16 protein-coding genes and 1 other RNA gene are annotated in these 17,366 nt (G+C 39.7%); 10 read left to right on the top strand and 7 right to left on the bottom strand.

Annotated elements, in window-relative coordinates; genetic code table 11:
* Positions 1-55 precede the first annotated feature (55 nt).
* The 7 genes from araA to HC725_RS03835 all read left to right on the top strand — a co-directional run bounded on the left by araA (position 56) and on the right by HC725_RS03835 (position 8,725).
* A complete protein-coding gene (araA, locus tag HC725_RS03865; RefSeq protein ID WP_190330456.1) occupies positions 56-1,558 on the top strand; it encodes an L-arabinose isomerase in 1,503 nt (500 codons plus the stop codon).
* Positions 1,559-1,720: 162 nt separating this feature from the next.
* On the top strand, positions 1,721-2,671 hold the full coding sequence (gene tal, locus HC725_RS03860; RefSeq protein WP_190330549.1) for a transaldolase: 951 nt from the start codon (positions 1,721-1,723) through the stop codon (positions 2,669-2,671).
* A 187-nt stretch (positions 2,672-2,858) separates the two neighbouring features.
* Complete coding sequence (gene epd / locus HC725_RS03855; RefSeq protein ID WP_190330455.1) at positions 2,859-3,914, top strand: erythrose-4-phosphate dehydrogenase; 1,056 nt, start codon at positions 2,859-2,861, stop codon at positions 3,912-3,914.
* A 250-nt stretch (positions 3,915-4,164) separates the two neighbouring features.
* Positions 4,165-5,328 carry a phosphoglycerate kinase gene (locus HC725_RS03850; protein ID WP_190330454.1) on the top strand — a complete coding sequence of 388 codons (1,164 nt, stop codon included), beginning with the start codon at positions 4,165-4,167 and terminating at the stop codon, positions 5,326-5,328.
* A gap of 230 nt (positions 5,329-5,558) precedes the next feature.
* Entirely contained in the window at positions 5,559-6,635 is a 1,077-nt protein-coding gene (gene fbaA, locus HC725_RS03845; RefSeq protein WP_190330453.1) for a class II fructose-bisphosphate aldolase, read from the top strand.
* Positions 6,636-7,034: 399 nt separating this feature from the next.
* On the top strand, positions 7,035-7,907 hold the full coding sequence (mscS, locus tag HC725_RS03840) for a small-conductance mechanosensitive channel MscS (protein WP_190330452.1): 873 nt from the start codon (positions 7,035-7,037) through the stop codon (positions 7,905-7,907).
* Positions 7,908-8,026: 119 nt separating this feature from the next.
* Positions 8,027-8,725 (top strand): SIMPL domain-containing protein, encoded by a 699-nt coding sequence (locus HC725_RS03835; RefSeq protein ID WP_238928417.1) that lies wholly within the window; start codon positions 8,027-8,029, stop codon positions 8,723-8,725.
* 100 nt (positions 8,726-8,825) lie between these two features.
* Here the strand turns inward: HC725_RS03835 and serA are convergent, their stop codons facing one another.
* The 5 genes from serA to HC725_RS03810 form a co-directional block, all read right to left on the bottom strand.
* On the bottom strand, positions 8,826-10,055 hold the full coding sequence (gene serA, locus HC725_RS03830; RefSeq protein WP_190330451.1) for a phosphoglycerate dehydrogenase: 1,230 nt from the start codon (positions 10,053-10,055) through the stop codon (positions 8,826-8,828).
* 240 nt (positions 10,056-10,295) lie between these two features.
* Entirely contained in the window at positions 10,296-10,952 is a 657-nt protein-coding gene (gene rpiA, locus HC725_RS03825) for a ribose-5-phosphate isomerase RpiA (protein WP_190330450.1), read from the bottom strand.
* An 89-nt stretch (positions 10,953-11,041) separates the two neighbouring features.
* Positions 11,042-11,653 carry a 5-formyltetrahydrofolate cyclo-ligase gene (locus tag HC725_RS03820; RefSeq protein ID WP_190330449.1) on the bottom strand — a complete coding sequence of 204 codons (612 nt, stop codon included), beginning with the start codon at positions 11,651-11,653 and terminating at the stop codon, positions 11,042-11,044.
* A 19-nt stretch (positions 11,654-11,672) separates the two neighbouring features.
* Positions 11,673-11,858, bottom strand: a non-coding RNA gene (ssrS, locus tag HC725_RS03815) — 6S RNA.
* Between the two features lie 61 nt (positions 11,859-11,919).
* Entirely contained in the window at positions 11,920-12,213 is a 294-nt protein-coding gene (locus HC725_RS03810) for a cell division protein ZapA (RefSeq protein WP_342365918.1), read from the bottom strand.
* A 273-nt stretch (positions 12,214-12,486) separates the two neighbouring features.
* Here HC725_RS03810 and HC725_RS03805 point away from each other — a divergent pair, with 273 nt between their 5' ends.
* Genes HC725_RS03805 through HC725_RS03795 form a run of 3 tightly spaced genes read left to right on the top strand, consistent with a single transcriptional unit; the run spans position 12,487 to position 15,527 of the window.
* Positions 12,487-13,065 carry a UPF0149 family protein gene (locus HC725_RS03805; protein WP_190330448.1) on the top strand — a complete coding sequence of 193 codons (579 nt, stop codon included), beginning with the start codon at positions 12,487-12,489 and terminating at the stop codon, positions 13,063-13,065.
* Between the two features lie 52 nt (positions 13,066-13,117).
* Complete coding sequence (ubiH, locus tag HC725_RS03800; RefSeq protein ID WP_190330447.1) at positions 13,118-14,323, top strand: 2-octaprenyl-6-methoxyphenyl hydroxylase; 1,206 nt, start codon at positions 13,118-13,120, stop codon at positions 14,321-14,323.
* A gap of 1 nt (position 14,324) precedes the next feature.
* A complete protein-coding gene (locus HC725_RS03795; protein WP_190330446.1) occupies positions 14,325-15,527 on the top strand; it encodes an FAD-dependent 2-octaprenylphenol hydroxylase in 1,203 nt (400 codons plus the stop codon).
* Positions 15,528-15,605: 78 nt separating this feature from the next.
* On the opposite strand, the gene HC725_RS03790 is transcribed toward HC725_RS03795, so the two are convergent.
* Together HC725_RS03790 and ygfZ are read right to left on the bottom strand one after the other, a co-directional pair.
* Entirely contained in the window at positions 15,606-15,812 is a 207-nt protein-coding gene (locus tag HC725_RS03790) for a DUF1107 domain-containing protein (protein WP_190330445.1), read from the bottom strand.
* Between the two features lie 487 nt (positions 15,813-16,299).
* A complete protein-coding gene (gene ygfZ, locus HC725_RS03785) occupies positions 16,300-17,265 on the bottom strand; it encodes a tRNA-modifying protein YgfZ (RefSeq protein WP_190330444.1) in 966 nt (321 codons plus the stop codon).
* Positions 17,266-17,366 lie beyond the last annotated feature (101 nt).

The following is a 17,366-nucleotide window of genomic DNA, read 5'->3' as shown; positions in this document are numbered from 1 at the left end:
GATCTTAATGGTTACAAAACTATTAAATTTATAAGAATTGATAAGAGGCAACAATATGACAACTTCAACGCAAAAATCATTATGGTTCGTCACTGGATCTCAAGCTTTATATGGACCAAAAGTATTAGAGCAAGTCGCGGATAACAGCCAAACCATGGTTTCAGGTTTAAACGAAGCCAGTGCAATTTCGACGCCGATTGAATACAAAGGTACGGTTAAGTCACCAGAAGAAATTCTCGACATTTGCCTACAAGCGAATAACGATAAGAATTGCCTTGGCCTTGTGCTTTGGATGCATACATTTTCACCTGCCAAAATGTGGATCGCGGGTTTAAGCAAGCTGAGCAAACCATTTGTTCATCTTCATACTCAATTTAATGAAGCCCTGCCGTGGGAAACTATCGATATGGCTTTCATGAACTTAAATCAAAGTGCGCATGGCGACCGTGAGTTTGGCTTTATTGGTACGCGTCTTGGTTTGGATCGTCGTGTGATTGTCGGCCATTGGCAATCAGCATCTGTCCATAAACAATTAGATAATTGGTCTCGCGCCGCTAAAGGTTGGCAAGAAAGTCAAACGCTGCGTGTGGCTCGTTTTGGCGATAACATGCGTCAAGTTGCCGTTACCGAAGGCAATAAAATCACAGCGCAAATTGAATTAGGTTTTGAAGTGCACGCGTATGGTTTGGGTGAATTATCAAAAGTAATTGAAACGGTCGATGAAGAGCAAGTAGACAAACTACTGGCGGAATATAATCAAAGCTATCAAATTGATGCCGCGATTTATGATGATCCTGCTTTGCTAGAAATACTTAAAAATGAAGCTCGTCTTGAATTGGGTATGGAAAAATTTCTGCAACAACGCGGTTGTATGGCGTTCACTAATACCTTTGAAAACTTAGTCGGATTAACTAATTTACCGGGCTTGGCGACTCAACGCCTAATGGAAAAAGGCTACGGTTACGGCGGTGAAGGGGATTGGAAAACATCAGCGATGACTCGCATTGTAAAAGTGATGGGTGAAGGTTTAGCGGGCGGTACATCATTTATGGAAGACTACACGTATAACTTAACGGGTAGCGGCCAAGTACTTGGTGCTCATATGTTAGAAATATGCCCGAGTATTGCTGCTGATAAACCATCGATCCAAATTCATCGTCATACGATTGGACAAACTAACGATGTGGCACGTGCTATTTTCAGTGCGAAAGCTGGCCCTGCATTAGTCTTAACCTTGCTTGACCTTGGTAATCGTTACCGCATGTTGGTGAACACTATTGATACTGTAACGCCGCCATCTAGCTTACCGAATCTTCCGGTTGCACATGCACTTTGGGAGCCAAAACCAAACCTTGAAATATCGGCGGCGGCTTGGATCCATGCTGGCGGCGCTCATCACAGTGTCTACACTCAATGTGTAACTTTGGATATGTTGGAAGACTTTGCCGAGTTCGCTGGGATTGAATTAGTGGTGATTGATGAAGATACTAATATCCGAGATTTTAAAACCAACTTAAAACATAACAGTTTATTTTATCGTTTGAGTCGTGGCATCTAAATCTATACAGCCAAAATCATATACTCAAACAAAAGAGCTATATGTTTATCTATTAACGGTCAGCCTTGCTGCCTCCCCTTAAGGCAGGGCTGATCGACTTCTTTTTTCATATTTGTCTATCAATTGGATGCTTAAATCTGATTAGGATTCGTGCAGGGAATAATAATGAATCAACTCCAACAATTACGTAGCTTCACGACTGTTGTTGCCGATACTGGTGACATTCAAGCTATTCAAAAATATCAACCACAAGATGCAACGACCAACCCTTCTTTAATATTGAAAGCAGCACAATTAAGTGATTACGCTTCTTTAATGGAACAGGCCATCGAGTATGCGAAGACGCAGAGTAAGAATAAAGAGCAACAGGTTAGTGCGGCGTGCGACATGCTGGCAGTTTCTATTGGCCAAGAGATCTTAAAAGTTGTCCCTGGCCGGATCTCAACTGAAGTAGATGCGCGTCTTTCTTATGACTGTGAAGGCAGTATTAGAAAGGCTCGCCAGCTGATTAAAATGTATAACGATGCGGGTATTAGTAACGATCGAATTTTGATTAAACTGGCTTCAACGTGGCAAGGTATTCGCGCAGCAGAACAACTTGAACAAGAAGGGATTAACTGTAATTTAACCTTGTTATTTTCTTTTGCTCAAGCAAGAGCCTGCGCAGAGGCTAGTGTATATCTTATCTCACCTTTTGTTGGTCGAATAATGGATTGGTATAAAGCCAAAGAAGGACGTGATTTTGCGGCTAATGAAGATCCTGGCGTATTATCGGTCAGCCAAATTTATGATTATTACAAATCTCACGATTACCACACGGTTGTGATGGGAGCGAGTTTTCGTAATATAGGTGAAATCTTAGAATTAGCAGGTTGCGATCGCTTAACCATCAGCCCTGATTTATTACAAAAACTGGAAGATTCTCAAGGTGAGATCGTCGCTAAATTACAAGCTAATCAAACTGGTAAAACTCGACCAGAAAAAATGACAGAGGCTGAATTTTTATGGCAACATCATCAAGATCCAATGGCTGTTGAGAAATTAGCAGAGGGCATTCGGAATTTTGCCATTGACCAAGGTAAACTTGAGGCAATGATAGAAGCGAAATTGTAATTTGTAATAGAACAAACCACAGAAGATAAAGGAGAGTTGATGCTGAATTGGCTCTCCTTTCTTCATTTTGTATTTATAGTTAATGATATCAGATATAAAACAGTGAGTTTGATCACTCTATAGATGCGCTTTAGTTAGGGATAAGGTAAAATCACCGCCTCTTTAAAGTAGATGCGATGGAATGAGTATGCTGAGAATTGCCATTAATGGATTTGGACGAATTGGACGAAGTGTTTTACGTGCTTTATATGAAAGTGGTAAAAGCCAAGAAATCCAAATTGTTGCGATTAATGAACTCTCTGAACCAGAAGGCATGGCACATCTGCTGCAATACGATTCAAGTCATGGTCGTTTTTTGAAAAAAGTTTCTCACGATCAAGAACATATCTTTATACATCATCCTGTATCATCATCGGATACGCCTTCTTTTGACTCTATTCGTCTCTTACATCTTGAAGATGCTAAGTTATTGCCGTGGAAAGATCTAAATGTTGATATCGTTTTAGATTGTACGGGGAAATTTGGCACACAAGCCGATGGTCAATTGCATATTCAAGCTGGTGCTAAGAAAGTGTTATTTTCTCATCCTGGTGGTAACGATGTAGATAATACTATTATTTATGGCGTGAACCATGAAAGCTTATTGGCTGAACATAATGTGGTATCTAATGGTTCTTGTACTACGAACTGCATTATTCCAGTGATTAAAGCTCTTGATGATGCCTTTGGCATTGAGTCTGGCACCATTACTACCATTCACTCATCTATGAATGATCAACAAGTTATTGATGCATATCACCCAGATTTGCGTCGTTCGCGTGCTGCAAGTCAATCTATTATTCCGGTTGATACAAAATTGCATTTAGGTATTGCCAGAATTTATCCAAAATTTGTTGATAAATTTGAGGCAATTTCGGTACGAGTTCCTACAATTAATGTCTCAGCGATGGATTTAAGTGTCACAGTTCACAAAAACGTGAAAGTTGATGACGTAAATCAATCTATTGTAGAAGCGTCTCGTTGTACATTGGATGGCATATTGGACTACACCGAAGCGCCTTTAGTATCGATTGATTTTAATCACGATCCGCATAGTGCCATTGTAGATGGTTCTCAAACTCGAGTGAGTAATCATCGATTGGTAAAAATGTTAGTTTGGTGTGATAACGAATGGGGCTTTGCTAATCGAATGCTTGATACTAGCTTAGTGATGGGGAAATTTTGCCAAGGTAGCACTCAATAAATGAGAATTAACTTTGCGCTGTTATTTTAGTCTATTTATTATTTTTACCCTTGAAATAATAAAAGTTAAACCCCAGTATAGATGTAGATTTAAAGCGATTCCCCTTAAATGAAGGGAATGAAGAAATATCAATTGCCGCCGTTGAGTTGTTCCGGCCGTAAACTGCATATCATAAAGTTTGGTTAAATGGCCGAGCCTTTAAAATTTAACGATTTATAATTTAAACTTCACTAACATTGAGAGGACAAACATGTCTGTAATCAAGATGACTGACCTGGATCTTGCAGGTAAACGTGTATTTATTCGTGCTGACTTAAACGTGCCAGTAAAAGACGGTAAAGTAACTTCTGATGCTCGTATTCTTGCATCACTACCAACGATTAAAACTTGCTTGGAAGCCGGCGCTAAAGTGATGGTTACCTCTCACCTTGGCCGTCCTACTGAAGGCGAATACAACGAAGAATTCTCTCTAGAGCCTGTTGTTAATTACTTAAACGATGCACTAGATTGCGATGTTAAATTAGCAAAAGATTACCTAAACGGTTTAGAGCTTAATGCCGGTGAATTAGTGGTTCTTGAAAACGTTCGCTTTAATAAAGGCGAGAAGAAAAACGAAGAAGAATTATCTAAAAAATACGCAGCATTATGTGACATCTTTGTTATGGATGCATTTGGTACGGCTCACCGTGCTCAAGCATCAACTCACGGTGTTGGCATGAACGCGCCAATCGCATGTGCTGGCCCACTTCTTGCTGCAGAGCTTGAAGCACTAGGCAAAGCAATGGATAACCCAGCACGCCCACTTGTGGCTATCGTTGGTGGTTCTAAAGTTTCAACTAAGCTGACCGTTTTAGAATCTCTTTCTAAAATTGCTGACCAGTTAGTGGTTGGTGGTGGTATCGCGAATACTTTCATTGCAGCAGAAGGTCATAATGTTGGTAAATCTCTATACGAAGCTGATTTAGTCGAAACTGCTAAGAAATTAATGAAAGATTGTGCAATTCCAGTCGCGACTGACGTTGCTTGTGCTAAAGCATTTGATGAAAATGCAGAAGCTGTAATCAAAAACGTTACTGATGTTCAAGATGACGACATGATATTCGATCTTGGTCCTGACTCAACAAAAGTGCTAGCAGATATCATCATGGGCGCAAAAACTATTCTTTGGAATGGTCCAGTTGGCGTATTTGAATTCAAAAACTTTGAAGCGGGTACAGCGGGTATTTCTAAAGCAATCGCTGAATCTGCAGGCTTCTCTGTAGCTGGTGGCGGTGACACATTAGCGGCTATCGATAAGTTCGGTATCAAAGCGGATGTATCTTACATCTCAACTGGCGGTGGTGCTTTCCTTGAGTTTGTTGAAGGTAAAGTGTTACCAGCAGTAGCAATGCTTGAAGAGCGTGCTAAAGCGTAATATTTTAAGAAAAGGCGAGAGGTAAACTTTCGCCTTTTTTACGTTTGTTGTTTTTATTCTGTCGTATTGATCACGCTATGTGAATCCAAGCTTTTTATTGCTATAATGCGCCACGTTAATCAAGCAAACGTTTACTAAATAACTATTTCATTCTTAATTGAGTGAAAAAATTTAAACAGCTGTAATTTAAACGGCTGTAATTTGAACGACAGCAAAATAGGACTAAACCCATGTCTAAGATCTTCGATTTTGTAAAACCTGGTGTTATCTCTGGTGATGACGTACAGAAAGTTTTCGCTATTGCGAAAGAAAACAAGTTTGCGCTTCCTGCGGTAAACGTTGTAAATACTGATTCTGTAAATGCAGTATTAGAAGCTGCAGCGAAAGTTAAAGCTCCTGTCATCGTTCAGTTCTCTAACGGCGGTGCTGGTTTCTTCCTTGGTAAAGGCGTTAAACTTGAAGGTCAAGGTGCTCAAATTCTTGGTGCTGTAGCTGGTGCAAAATATGTACACGCTATCGCTGAAACTTACGGCGTTCCAGTTATTCTTCATACTGACCACGCTGCTAAGAAATTGCTTCCTTGGATCGACGGACTATTAGACGCGGGTGAAGAATACTTCGCACAAACTGGTAAGCCATTATTCTCTTCACACATGCTAGATCTTTCAGAAGAATCTCTAGAAGAGAACGTTGAAACTTGTGCTAAGTACCTTGAGCGCATGGCTAAAATGAACATGACTATCGAAATCGAACTAGGTTGTACTGGTGGCGAAGAAGATGGCGTTGATAACTCTGGTATGGATGAGTCTGAGCTTTACACTTCACCTGAAGATGTTGCTTACGCTTACGAAAAACTAATCGCTATCAGCCCACGTTTCACGATTGCGGCGTCTTTCGGTAACGTACATGGTGTTTATCAAGCGGGTAACGTTGTTCTTACTCCAACTATCCTACGTGATTCTCAAGCGTATGTTTCAGAGAAATTTGGTCTACCAACTAACTCTCTAAACTTCGTATTCCACGGCGGTTCTGGTTCTTCTGAAGCAGAAATCCAAGAGTCTATCGGTTACGGTGTTATCAAAATGAACATCGATACAGATACACAGTGGGCTAACTGGGATGGCGTTCGTGCATACGAAGCTGAAAACCGTGATTTCCTACAAGGTCAAATCGGTAACCCAACTGGCGAATCTGCTCCAAACAAAAAATACTACGATCCACGCGTATGGTTACGTGCAGGTCAAGCGTCTATGGTTGCTCGTCTTGAGAAAGCATTCTCAGATCTTAACGCGAAAGACGTACTATAATTTGTCATAAGTGATGAGTTAGTAAATCAAAAAATCCCGCCTAGTGCGGGATTTTTTATATTTAAGTGAAGCTTGTTTCTTAGGGGATAAAAATATTACGTTAGCTTTTGTCTAAATGTTGATTTTTTGTTGAGAGCTAATTATTCAGATAATCAATATGTTGAGGTGATATTTTTTGTGATTACCTCTCAATTGTTGCAAATTATTGAAAAAATCATAAAACACATAACAAATGGTTTCCTGAATATTAAACTCGATATACTATAGATTTAGTTCTACGCTATAAGCTTTAATTCAATATGCGAAAGAGCAGATTACTTTGAAATTTGTAGCGTTAATTTATGCATACAAGTTCATTTATACGTTTAATAGTTTTGAATTGCGAATAAGGAAGTAACAATGGAAGAAGATAAGGTAACTGAAGTGGCGTCAGCTATAGCCCCTAAATTAACCGATTGGCTAACAAATAATTCTGATTTGTTGGTTCAATATGGTGTCAATATTATTTCAGCAATCGTCATTATTTTTATTGGTAATATTATCGTTAAGAAGATTGCTAGTAGCGTTTCTAAAGTGCTAGAAAAGAAAAAAATGGACCCAGCGGTTGTACATTTTGTAGGTTCACTTGTCCGCTATGTACTGTTCGTGATTGTTTTGATTTCAGCTTTAGGTCGTGTCGGTGTTCAAACCGCTTCTGTTGTTGCTGTTATCGGTGCGGCAGGTTTGGCAATTGGTTTAGCGCTACAAGGTTCACTTGCTAACTTTGCTGCGGGCGTATTGATTGTCGCTTTTCGTCCGTTTAAAGCAGGTGATTATGTCGAGATTTCTGGTGTGGCTGGTAGTGTTGAGTCAATTCAAATTTTCCAAACTGTCCTTACAACTCCAGATAATAAGATGATAGTTGTACCTAATGGTGGCGTGATTGGTGGTCCGATTGTGAACTACTCTCGCCATGCAACTCGTCGTATTGATTATGTGATTGGTGTTTCTTATGCTGCGGATCTTAAGCATACAAAAGAGGTTATTAATCGCGTACTTGCTGCTGAAGAGCGTTTGCTGAAAACTCCAGCTCCAACGGTTGGCGTACAAGCATTAGCCGATTCTTCTGTTAACTTTGTTGTTCGCCCTTGGGTTAAAACTGCAGATTATTGGGCTGTTTATTTTGATTTATTACAAGCAATTAAAGAAGAGCTTGATAAAGAAGGCATTGAAATTCCATTCCCACAAATGGATGTGCATGTGAATAATAAGAAAGCTGAAAGTCTTTACTAATCTGTAAAGAATTGAAAAGGGCGCTGAGTGCGCCTTTTTTTATTGCTATTATTAGCTCAATGATATGATAGGAAATGAGTTTTATCATATATGGTTTGCCATTATAAAGTGAGGTTTTAATGAAATCTAATCTAAGTAAAGCTGTACTGGTGATGACATGTGTATTCTCTTCCGTAGTTTTAGCTGAGACAGAATCGCCAGCAACGTTATCAACCACTGGATTTGGGCAAGTAGTTGCTCAGCCTGATATGGCTGAATTTACCGTGGCGATTCAAGCAGAGCAGAGCCAAGCTAAAGCGGCTAAGCAAGCGGTAGATAAGGTGGTTACTCAGCTTCTTACCTCTCTTGAAGGGCAAGGGATAAAAAGGGCTGATATTGTTAGTGGTAACCTACAAGTACTTCCTCAGTATCAATATACAAAAGATAAAAAACGAGAGTTAACGGGTTATCAAGCCATTAGGCATATTACGGTGTTTATCTATCAATTGGATAAACTGAATCAATATCTGGATATAGCTTTAAAATCGGGTATTAATCAAGTAGATAGAATTGAATTGAAAACTCAAAATGAAGCCAAGTATAAACAACAAGCAAGACAAGCTGCGATTAAAGATGCGAGACAAAAAGCGCAAGACTTAGCAAAAGGGTTTGAGACTGAACTAGTCGGTATTCAGTCGATTCATTACCGTGGGGACTCTGCTATTCCTGTGATGGCGAAATCTATGATGATGGAAAGCCGAGTGGCTGATCAAGGTTATCAAGATCAAAGTATTGACATCAGAGATCAAGTCGATGTTGTGTATATAATTAAGCAATAAAAGTAGCCTAAAATAATGAGCGATTTTCATTGATAAAACGAGTTAATTAAAAAAACAGCGACTTAATAGTCGCTGTTTTTATAAATAACGTAAAGCTATATTAATGAAGTATACGAGCACGAATTGTACCAGGTACTGCTTTCACTTTTTCTAATGCTTCTTCTGAACGCTCGGCTTCAACATCAATAACCACATAACCCATTTCTGCGTTGGTTTGTAAGTATTGGCCAGCAATATTAATGCCTGCTTCGGCGAAGATGGTATTTATTTGAGTCAAAATACCAGGTCGGTTTTCGTGAATATGTAATAAACGAGAGGCACCAACATGTTCCGGCAGTGATACTTCTGGGAAGTTAACACAAGATAGCGTAGAACCATTGTCTGAGTATTTAGCTAATTTTCCTGCAACTTCAATTCCGATATTCTCTTGAGCTTCGTGCGTAGAGCCACCAATATGAGGTGTTAAGATCACGTTATCGAATTTCATTAATGGGGATTCAAATGGATCATTATTGGTTTTTGGCTCTGTTGGAAATACATCCACAGCTGCTCCACTTAAATGACCAGATTCTAAAGCGTCGCATAACGCTGGAATATCGACAACAGTACCACGAGCGGCGTTGATGAAAATTGCTCCCGGTTTCATTTGAGCGAATTCATTCGCGCCCATCATATCTTTAGTACTGGCCGTTTCTGGTACATGCAGAGAAATAACATCACATTTATTGAGTAATTCACTCATGGTTGGTACTTGAGTTGCATTACCTAAAGAAAGCTTGTTCTCAATGTCATAATAGTAAACACGCATACCAAGGTTTTCAGCAAGAATACTTAACTGAGTACCAATGTGACCATAACCTATAATACCTAGACGTTTTCCACGAGCTTCATAAGAGGCGTCGGCGCTTTTTTTCCAAATACCACGGTGAGCAAGTGCATTCTTTTCAGGAATACCGCGAAGAAGGAGTAATAGCTGTCCTAATACTAGTTCAGCAACACTGCGCGTGTTTGAGAATGGTGCGTTAAATACTGGAATACCACGCTTTGCTGCGGCATTTAAATTGACTTGGTTCGTACCAATACAGAAACAACCGACAGCAACTAATTTATCTGCAGCATCAAATACTTCTTGAGTGAGATTTGAGCGAGAACGGATACCAATGAAATGAGCGTCTTTAACCGCTTTTAATAGTTCATCTTCCGGTAGAGAGCCTTTGTGGTATTCAATATTAGTGTAACCTGCGGCTTGAAGTACTTCGACTGATGATGGGTGTAAACCTTCCAGTAAAAGAATTTTAATTTTGTCTTTATCGAGAGATATTTTGCTCATTTAACGTCGTCCTTAATAATCAATGAAGAGGGGGCGCACTTCTTAACTTCAAGCATATTTTTATTTCAAGCATAAACTTTTGAAGAATGAAGGTTTTTTGTGATCCATGTGCGTCTGTACTGAATAAAGTATCAAAAAAATGTGAACTTGGGTAAGAATATTAGCGAATAAAGTATAAAAAAACGACATCATGGGATGTCGTTAAAAATTTAGGGGCTAAAAGTGTTTCATTCTCTTAGCTTAGTCTTCTATTTTTGCGCCTTCTGCTGTGCCGGTTATGACAACATCAGCTCCACGGTGAGCAAAAAGCCCAACCGTTACTACGCCTGCTAATCCGTTGATAGCAGTTTCTAAACCTTTAGGATCGACAATAGATAGGTTGTGCACATCAAGAATGATATTACCGTTATCAGTCACAACACCTTGACGATACTCTGGTGTGCCACCGAGTTTGACCAACTCACGAGCAACGTAAGAACGCGCCATTGGAATGACTTCAACCGGTAGTGGAAATTTACCAAGTACATCTACAGCTTTAGTACCATCTACAATGCAAACGAAGGTTTTAGACATGGCTGCAACGATCTTTTCACGAGTAAGCGCTGCGCCACCACCTTTGATCATTGCACGTTGTGCGTTGATCTCATCGGCGCCATCAACATAAACGTCTAGGCCATCCACTTCATTTGAGTCAAATACATGAATACCCAATTCTTTTAGTCTTTCGGTAGAAGCAACTGAACTTGAGACTGCGCCTTCAATTTGACCTTTCATTGTCGCAAGTGCATCAATGAAATGGTTTACGGTAGAACCGGTGCCAACACCAACAATGCTATCTGGTTTAACGTAATTTAATGCGGCCCAACCGGCGGCTTTTTTCATTTCATCTTGGGTCATCCGAAGCTCCTAGCTATGAATAGCGACAATTTATTAAATAGGGAGGGCTATATACTCAAGTAGGAGGGTATATAAACGTTTGCGCAAGATTATAACGATTTAAGATTATTTTCCCAGTGCCAAATTTGTTTTGGGGTCACAATTATCGATAGAGGGATATCCCAGTGTTGAGTCGGAAGAGTATCGACTTTCTGACAGTTATGAGCTAATCCTATCGCTTGTGCACCTTCTCCGGTCTCGAAACTCTTTTCTAAGGTGCGATCATAGTACCCACCGCCCATTCCTAGTCTTTGTCCTGATTCATCAAAGGCGACCAGAGGTGTGAAAATAATATCAATATTAGATAATGGACAGATTTGAGTTTTATCGAGTATGGGTTCGAGGATGCCATATTGATTTATAAGCATCGGCGTTGTTGGTAAGTAGTTAAGGAAAAGTAAGTGCCCAGACGAGAAAGGATGAATAACAGGCAGTAAAACTTGTTTGTTTTGTTGCCATAGCCATTTGATACTTGGTGTGGTGTCAACTTCGCCATCTATGGATAAATACAAGGCTATAGACTTAGCTCGAATAATGTGCGGAAGCTTTTTAATTTGGTTAAGAAGGTCTAATCCAGCTTGAGTTTGATCTTGGGGAGAGAGTGCTTGTCGCCGTTTACGTATTAGCGTTCGGATTCTATCGCGAGAGAGAGAGTCGTTCATAGCAGACCTCTAATAAAGAGAATACCCCAATGTGCCGTTGAGAATTGATGGACCTATGAACCAGCGAGTTCAAGGCGGATCCGTAATGTGAACCGTAGGCTTCTCGATACGAGTCGAGCCTGCGCAATAGTTCTCAAATACCAATCCTGGTTTGTTGCTTATCGGCTCAGGGACTTAAATCCTCTGACAAACACACCAGGGTATATTTTGTTGCATTTAATCTTAAAGTCATCTTGCTTTAAGATTATGCGAATTTTATCAACTGATTATTTAGTGATTGGTTGTTGCTTACTTGGTAATGCTAGATCTAAGCTTTTAGTTAAACTCTCTAAGCGTTCAATCAATTGAGTATTACGTTGTGCTTCTTTTTGTAGATCTTTCACTTCGTAACATGCATTGAGAGCGGCAATAATCAGTAGCTGTTCAATGTTGTTCACCTTAGTACGTTCAGTCATCTTGTTCAAGCGCTGATTCAACTCATCAGCAGCGGCTTGTAAAGCTTCTTCTTGTCCTGAAGGGCAGTTGACACGAGTGAGTTTTCCTAATATTTCGACTTCCACTATAGTGTACTCTTTATTGCTGGTGACAAAACAATCAAGCGAGTTATGGCGCTGCTGTACTTGATCTCATTGAAAGGCAAACTATAGGCTAAATCCTTGCTGTTATTCAAGCGTTTCAGCATATCAGATGATTATTTTGCTGTTTGCTGACTAATTCGATTATAAAGTAACTGAATTAAAGACGGATTATGATTTTCGGTCACAGAGGAGAATTGGTATACTTACTTCAATTATTCTTAAGATAACTATTTTTATATTCAAGCGAGATATTTCATGAGCCAAATTACTCTTCCAGAATACACTCAAGTTCAAACTGAGCTCACATCCGCATCTTTGTCGGTTACGCCTGCTGAATTACAAGGTCTCATTGCAGGTATGTTATGTGGTGGTTTGCCACTAGATAACCAAAATTGGAAAACAATGCTGCATGATTATACCAATGATGGTTTAGCTTGGCCGACAAAAGCGACACAAATTGCCGAGTTGGTTTACGCGGTTTCTGTCACAGAATTGACGGGTACGGATCTAGAATTAAACTTGTTACTTCCAAATGACGATGACTTATTAGCTTATGCTGATGCAACTTCTGACTGGGTGAATCACTTTATTTCGGGGTTGGGGTTATCTGGTGCGAGTTTGACTAAATTATCAAGTGAAACTAAAGAAGCATTAGCGGATCTTGAGGAAATATCAAAGTTGGGTATTGATGAAGAGGATGATTTACAAGAACAAGCCATTTTACTGGAACAGGTTCTTGAGCACGTCAAAGTTTGTGTTCTCACTATTCATGCTGATTTAGGTGCAAAACCTAAGATGGATAATGAAGCTTTGGGTAATAAAACTCTGCATTAATCGTATCCAAATAGCTATAGTCTTAATATAGCCACAGTCTGAAGGTAGGTCTATGAAGCAATATGATATCGCGATTATTGGCGCCGGTATGGCTGGAGCAACATTAGCTTTAGCTTTACATCGTTTATGTCATGGCAAACTTAAGATTGCAGTCGTTGAAGCGCAGGCTATTGATCTTAAAAATCAACTTCATCCAGGGTTTGATTCTCGCTCTATTGCCTTGTCCTTTGGTACAGTTAAAATTTTACAGACCTTGGATTTATGGAATGAATTTGCATCCATCGCGACGCCAATAACGGATATTCAAGTTTCTGACCAAGGCCATTTAGGTTTGGCTGAGATCCATGCTGAGACACAAGGTATTAATGCACTAGGGTACGTAGTTGAACTTGAATCAGTTGGACATATTTATCAAACTATTTTAAATGATGTGGCGATGGAAACGGCAGCGATTGATTATATTTGTCCAGCTCAAGTGAAGGGCATTGAAAGATCATTAGAAAACGTTGCCATTGAACTTAATAATGGCGAGAGGCTACAAGTTAACTTGATGGTGGCTGCTGATGGTGCTCTGTCTCAAAGCTGTCAATTACTTGGTATCGAGCTTAAAGAAATTGATTTTGAACAGAGCGCTGTGATCGCAAATGTTTCGACCCAAATTTCGTCTGAAGGGATGGCTTTTGAGCGATTTACTTCATCTGGGCCATTAGCTTTTTTACCAATGTCTGATAACCGAAGTTCGGTGGTGTGGTGTTTACCTCCAGAACAAGCGCAATATGTTTTATCTTTAAATGATGAAGCTTTTTCTCAAGAGTTGCAAAAGCAATTTGGCTGGCGCTTAGGCGCAATAACCAAAGTAGGGCGACGTGCGAGTTACCCTTTATTTTTGCGCTATCGCGATTCTGTTATTTCTCATCGTTTTGCTGTGGTTGGTAATGCAGCACAAACGTTACATCCGATTGCTGGGCAAGGATTTAATTTAGGTATTCGTGATGTTATGAGTCTGGCTGAAAAGGTGGCTTACGCACATCATGAAGGAAACGATATTGGTTCCTATTCTGTACTTTCTAAATATCGTCGATGTCGAGAATCAGATCGTAATCAAACTATGTCGCTGACATCGAGTCTGGTGAATATTTTTTCTAATGATTGGCTAGGTTTGAGAGTTGGTCGTAATCTCGCTTTAGTTGCATTAGGTAATCTGTCTTTTATTAAACAACCCATTATTAAACGAACGATGGGATTGGTGGAGCGATAACATGCAAAGCTTTGATATTACTATTGTTGGCGGCGGAATGGTGGGTCTTGCGTTAGCGGCCTCTTTTGCTGACAGCAACTTACGAATTGCGGTTATTGAAGGCACTGAACCTAATAAAGAGCTTGATAATGCACCAGATACTCGAGTGTCTGCATTAAGCCGCGCAAGTGAATTATTTTTAAAAAACTTACACGCTTGGAGTGGCATTGAGTCTCGCCGAGTAGCACCATACATGGCAATGGAAGTGTGGGAGAAAGACAGTTTTGCTCGTCTGGAATTTCATGCCGATGATTTATCCCAATCGAATATTGGCCATATTGTTGAAAACAGAGTGATTCAATTAGCATTATTAGAACGTGTGAAAACATTATCGAATGTAACGCTGTTTATGCCAAATCGCTGTTCAAATATGGTGGTTGGTGAGAGTGAAGCTTGGATCACTTTAGATTCGGGAGACTCGTTAACCTCTAAATTAGTCATTGGAGCGGACGGTGCGAATTCTTGGGTGAGAAAACAGCAAGATATTCCTTTAACGCATTGGGATTATGGACACAGCGCCATTGTCGCTAATATTCGTACGACAGAGCCGCATCAAGGTGTTGCTCGCCAAGTGTTTACTCCTCAGGGGCCAATTGCTTTATTGCCTTTATCGGATCTGCATTTATGTTCATTAGTTTGGTCAACCGATCCAAATAGAGCTGACGCTTTAGTTGAGCGCTCGGAAGCTGCTTTCAATCAAGCTTTAACTACTGAATTCGATATGCGGTTAGGGTTGTGCAAAGTGGAGGGGGCACGTAACGCTTTTCCTCTTAAAATGCGTTATGCCCGTAATTTTGCGCAAAACCGTGTAGCGTTAGTCGGTGATGCAGCCCACACCATTCATCCTCTTGCTGGGCAAGGCGTTAATTTGGGCTTTCTTGATGCTGCAAGTCTTGCGGAAGAAGTCTTATTGTTATGGCAACAAGGTGAAGATATTGGGCTGTATCGTAACTTACGTAATTATGAACGCTGGCGTAAAGCGGAAGCGGCAAAAATGATCGCGGCAATGCAAGGCTTCAAAGATTTATTTGCAGGTGGAAATCCGGCCAAAAAATTGGTTCGAGGGCTAGGTATGCAATTTATTGGTCATATGCCGGGCATGAAAGAAGAGATGATGAAGCGAGCATTGGGGATTACCGGTGATCTACCTAATCTAGTCAAATAATTAAAAGTCATACGAGAAAAGGCAGAAATACCGTGCTGAGTATTTCTGCCTTTTTTCATTCCGTAAATCAAATTAGAATTAAAATGCAAGGTTACGAATTTTATTCACTTCTTGGTTTATTTCTCTAACGGTTTGGTAATGCTTAGTTTCAGCATGATTAGGTATTATTAACTTGGCATTATCGAATTCAAACTTTCCGACGCCATCAATATAGATACGACCTTTAAATAGGCGACTAATGTGTTTAGCGATTTGTCCAGGTGTGTAACGTTTGAAAAGTCTCATACTAACATCCTTATAGTAATTGGCGATGATTATACAGGATGTTCTATTGTAATATCGTTTAAATATGAAATTTTATGTGATTAAATGGTGTTTTTTCATGCTTTAATTTTTATTTGGTGCTTGATCTTTAACCATGATTTCATTGTGTGAATAAGATGTGCGGATGTATTTGTTGCTTGCATATTAAGCCATTATTATTTTCAATAAAAAAGCCCGTATTGGAGTATACGGGCAAAGTCACAGATGCATTATATAAAGTGGTTTAGAAGATTGTTCAGTCCAATCCACTTAAACTTGTGCCTAGCAAAAAAAGAGATTAGCGAAAGGAAACACAAGTATTACTAGAATACATTAAAATCATTAGTTTGATTATTTACTCACAAATTAAGCATAACAATTCCAACTTTGGTTTTTATTTGTGGGATGTAACCATCTTTTTATATATTGATTAAATTGTTATTTACATTAATAAAGTGATCTTAATCGACTATTCATCACTCTCCAGTGAGTAAGGTAAGCCGCTAAAAGTGAGCTCTATATTCGGTTGGTGGGTTAAACGGAATAGAGTTTCAGCCTCTAAGTTATTTGGTAACACAGCAAGCGCGATGATCTTGTCGTCTGAATATTTATAATGGGTAAGAAGTTGACCTGCGCCACGCCAGTTTTCACCCACTTGCCTTTCTATACTTAACTCTTCAGGTAGTTCCTCTTGTGATACACCTTCAAGTAAGAACATGGCTCGCTTATTAATTCCTCTATATTTGGCTCTCGCGACCGTTTCTTGACCTGTATAACAGCCTTTCTTGAATGAAATACCGCCTAAAGCTTGTAAATTCATGGCTTGTGGAATGTGTTCTAACTGATCTTGAGCTCTTACACGAGGTAGACCTGATAAAATATCAGAGCAATCCCAAATACTTTCATCGCAAATGACCGCCTGTGAATCTTGCTTAAGGTGGTTTTTAGCTTGTTCTTCTGAAACCAAGAGTAACCAGCGATTGTGCTCTACTTTTATGGCTGTACCACCTGATATGGCCCGAACATCTTGTGCTTGGTCATTTAATTCATCAATAAAAATGTCTGCTTGCTGCCCTAAAACCCCAATACAAACATCAGTGGTTTGGCTCATTTCTATTTTAGAAAAAATGGCGTACTTTTTGATTTCTTGTAGTTCTTTCTCTATCGCTGAGCGATGCTGAAATAATGCGTAGCCATCGTTGTGATTGAATAAACGAAAGACACTGAGCATCTTTCCTTTAGCATCGCAGTGTGCACCTAATGTGCTTTTCGTTGGATCCAATGCCACGACATCGCAAGTTACTTGGCCTTGAAGGTAGGATTTTTTATCGTCTCCAACTACATTGATGGCAGACCAAGAATGCAGTGGGCATAAAACCAAGTCGGGTAATGTTTTAGTCGAAGATAAAGATAATGTAGAAGAAGTCCCAGTCATTATAACGTCCTGAAGATAATATTTGTTCCATGGTAAACCTGTCTATTTCATTTGTCAGCTTTTCTCATTATTGGCTCGGTAAAGTTATAATTTATATACCA

This window comes from Vibrio sp. S17_S38, from assembly GCF_014694375.1.
Lineage (GTDB): Bacteria > Pseudomonadota > Gammaproteobacteria > Enterobacterales > Vibrionaceae > Vibrio.
Note: the sequence above shows the minus strand (reverse complement) of the source record. Positions and strands in the feature narration are given on the sequence as shown.